This is a genomic window from Aeromicrobium sp. CnD17-E (assembly GCF_024124745.1).
Classification (GTDB): domain Bacteria; phylum Actinomycetota; class Actinomycetes; order Propionibacteriales; family Nocardioidaceae; genus Aeromicrobium.
Genome location: NZ_JAMXRU010000176.1, coordinates 1 through 3,389, shown reverse-complemented (window position 1 = coordinate 3,389; position 3,389 = coordinate 1). Strand labels below are relative to the sequence as shown.

The following is a 3,389-nucleotide window of genomic DNA, read 5'->3' as shown; positions in this document are numbered from 1 at the left end:
CGTCGCGCCTGGCCGCGGCTCGCCGTCACCGACGGCAGCGTCGCCGGTGGTGCTCCCGCCCGGCTGCCGCACGAGGTGTTCGCCGCGGTCCGGCGCGCCGACGGACCGGTGCTCGTGCAGGTGCCGCGCCGGGGCTACCGCACCTCCCTCGCCTGCCAGGACTGCCGGACCCCGGCCCGGTGCACGACGTGCGAGGGACCGCTCGCCCAGTCCGGTCGCGACGCCCAGCCCACGTGCCGTTGGTGCGGGACCGCTGCTCCGCACTGGTCCTGCCGCACCTGCGGGTCGCACCGGCTCCGCGCACCCGTCGTCGGCCAGCTGCGGACCGCCGAGGAGTACGCCGCCGCGTTCCCGGGCCGGGAGGTGGTCACCTCGGGCGGCGCCGACGTGCTGGCTGTCGCGCCCGGGGGCGACGTGCTGGTGCTCGCCACGCCCGGCGCGGAGCCGCGGGTGGCCGGGGGCTACGCGCTCGTCGTGCTCATGGACACCTGGCTCGCCCTGGGCCGCGACGACCTCCGGGTGCTCGAGGAGGCGCACCGCCGCTGGTTCAACGCCCTCGCCCTGGCGCGGGAGCGCGCCGACGCCGTGGCGGTGGGCGACCCGGCGCTCCTGCAAGGACTCGTGCGCGCGGACCCCGCCGGGCTCGCCGAGCGCGAGCTCGCCGAGCGCTCGGAGGCCCACCTGCCTCCCGTCGCCCGGGTGGCCGTGGTCGAAGGTCCGGTCGCCGACGTCGCGCCGCTCGTCGACGCACGGTGGACGCCCTCCACCGAGGTGCTCGGGCCGGTGCCCACGTCCACGCGCCCGGGCGAGCCGGTCCACGAGCGTCTGGTGCTGCGGGCGCCACGTCGCGAGGGTCCGGCCCTGGCCGCCGCGCTGAAGGACGTGCAGGCGGCCCGCTCGGCGGCCAAGCAGCCACCGCTGCGCGTGCGCGTCGACCCGCACGCCTTCTGAGTCCCCGCACCATCACACGGCACGACCACACGGCACCATCACACGGCACGACCACGCGGCACCACCACGCGGGGCAGGCCGGGTCGTGGCGAGCACCTAGACTCGGCCGACGTGAGGATCGTGTTCGCAGGTACCCCCGAGACCGCCCTGCCGTCCCTGGAGGCGCTGGTCGGGAGCCGGCACGACGTCGCCGCGGTCGTGACCCGCCCCGACGCGCGCCAAGGTCGCGGTCGCACCCTGCACCCCTCCCCGGTCGCGGCCCGAGCCGCGGAGCTCGGCATCGAGGTGCTCAAGCCCGCGCGTGCCGACGACCCGGCGTTCCTCGGCCGGCTGCGCGAGATCGGTCCCGCCTGCTGCCCGATCGTCGCGTACGGCGCCCTGCTGAAGCGCGAGGCGCTCGACGTGCCGGAGTACGGCTGGCTCAACCTGCACTTCTCGGCCCTGCCCGCCTGGCGCGGCGCCGCGCCGGTCCAGCGGTCGATCATGGCCGGCGACGAGGTCACGGGCGCCACGGTCTTCAGCCTGGTCGAGGCGCTCGACGCCGGACCGGTGCTGGGCACGATCACCGAGCGGATCCGCGACGACGACACCGCCGGCACGCTCCTCGAGCGGCTCGCCCACGAGGGCGCGCGGCTCCTCGTCGACGCCCTCGACCACGTCGAGGACGGCGACATCGGCGCCGTGGCCCAGCCCGAGGACGGCGTCACGTACGCCCCGAAGCTCACGACCGACGACGCGCACGTCGACTGGAGCCGTCCGGCCTTCGCAGTGGACCGCCAGGTCCGCGGGTGCACGCCCGCACCCGGTGCCTGGACGCTGCTCGACGGGCAACGCGTGAAGCTCGGACCCGTCACCCCGACGACCGACGACACGCTGCGCCCGGGCGAGGTCCAGGCCGGCCGGCGCGAGGTCCGCGTGGGCACCGCCACGACCGACGTCGTGCTCGGCACGGTGCAGCCGACGGGCAAGAAGCCGATGGCGGCGGCCGACTGGGCGCGCGGCACGACGATCGAGCCGGGCACGGTGCTCGTATGAGCGACCCGTCGCGCGGCGTCGCCTACGACGTGCTGCGCGCGGCCGACGAGCGGGACGCCTACGTCAACCTGCTCCTGCCGCAGCTCCTGCGCGAACGAGGCATCGTCGGACGCGACGCCGCGTTCGCCACCGAGCTCGTGCACGGGACGCTGCGCCTGCGCGGCACGTACGACGCGGTGCTCGACTCCCTCGTGGGCCGGCCGCTCGACCCCGAGGTGCGCGACGTGCTCCGCCTCGGTGCGCACCAGGCGCTGTCCATGCGCGTGCCGTCGCACGCGGCAGTGTCGACCAGCGTGAGCCTCGTCCGCCGCGTGGTCGGCCACAAGCCGGCCGGGCTCGTGAACGCGGTGCTGCGCAAGGTCGCGGCCGACGACCTCGACACGTGGGTCGAGCGGCTCACCGAGGGCCTCGAGCCGGACGACGCCCTCGCGGTCCGCCGGTCGCACCCGGTCTGGGTCGTCCGGGCGCTGCGGTCCGCTCTGCGCGCGGTCGACGCCACCGACGAGCTCGACGCCCTGCTCGAGGCCGACAACCGTCCGCCGAAGGTGACGCTCGTGGCCCGCCCCGGGCTCGTCGACGCGTCCGACCTGCCAGGCGCGCCCGGCCAGGTGTCGCCCTACGCGCGCGTCCTCGACGCCGGCGACCCCGGCGACGTCCCCGCCGTCCGCGACGGTCGCGCGGGCGTGCAGGACGAGGGATCGCAGATGGTGGCCCTCACCTTGGCCGAGGCTGCGCTCGAGGGATCCGACGCTCGCTGGCTCGACCTGTGCGCCGGCCCGGGCGGCAAGGCCGCGCTCCTGGGTGCACTGGCCGCGCAGCGCGGCGCCCATCTCGTCGCCAACGAGGTGCAGCCGCACCGCGCGGAGCTCGTCCGACGCGGGCTGCGGGCCCTCCCCGACGTCGAGGTCACCGTCCACGACGGACGCGAGGGGCCGTGGGAGCCCGGCTCCTTCGACCGTGTCCTCGTCGACGCGCCCTGCACGGGGCTCGGTGCGCTGCGCCGTCGGCCGGAGTCGCGCTGGCGTCGGACGCCGGAGGACCTCGCCTCGCTCGTGCCGCTGCAGCGCGGGCTGCTGCGCCGCGCGGTCGAGCTGTCGCGTCCGGGCGGGCTCGTGGGCTACGCGACCTGCTCCCCGCTCGTCGACGAGACGATCGAGGTCGTCGAGTCGGTCGGCCCCGGTGTCGCCGAGCTCGTCGGCGTCCACCGGTGGTGGCCGCACCGCGACGGCACCGACGCCATGTTCCTCGCGCTGCTGCGCCGGCGGTGAGGCCGGGTCAGGACGAGCCGCCGCCCCCGAAGGTGCGGTCGGCGCCGTAGCCGTGCTCGGGTCGGCGCGCCTGCCCGAGCGCCTGCTGGCGGGCCTGCAGCTCGGCCCGGTCGACGGGGCCGCTCGACCGGCGGG

Annotated in this window: 2 protein-coding genes and 1 pseudogene; all 3 read left to right on the top strand. The window is 76.8% G+C overall.

Annotated features, from left to right (window positions below):
- Window positions 1–951 (top strand): annotated as a pseudogene (locus NH339_RS17705) (primosome assembly protein PriA); the annotation flags it as partial.
- A 111-nt stretch (window positions 952–1,062) separates the two neighbouring features.
- Complete coding sequence (gene fmt / locus NH339_RS17700; protein WP_253027315.1) at window positions 1,063–1,986, top strand: methionyl-tRNA formyltransferase; 924 nt, start codon at window positions 1,063–1,065, stop codon at window positions 1,984–1,986.
- Complete coding sequence (locus NH339_RS17695) at window positions 1,983–3,254, top strand: RsmB/NOP family class I SAM-dependent RNA methyltransferase (protein ID WP_253027314.1); 1,272 nt, start codon at window positions 1,983–1,985, stop codon at window positions 3,252–3,254. Before fmt ends, NH339_RS17695 begins: the two co-directional genes overlap by 4 nt.
- Window positions 3,255–3,389 lie beyond the last annotated feature (135 nt).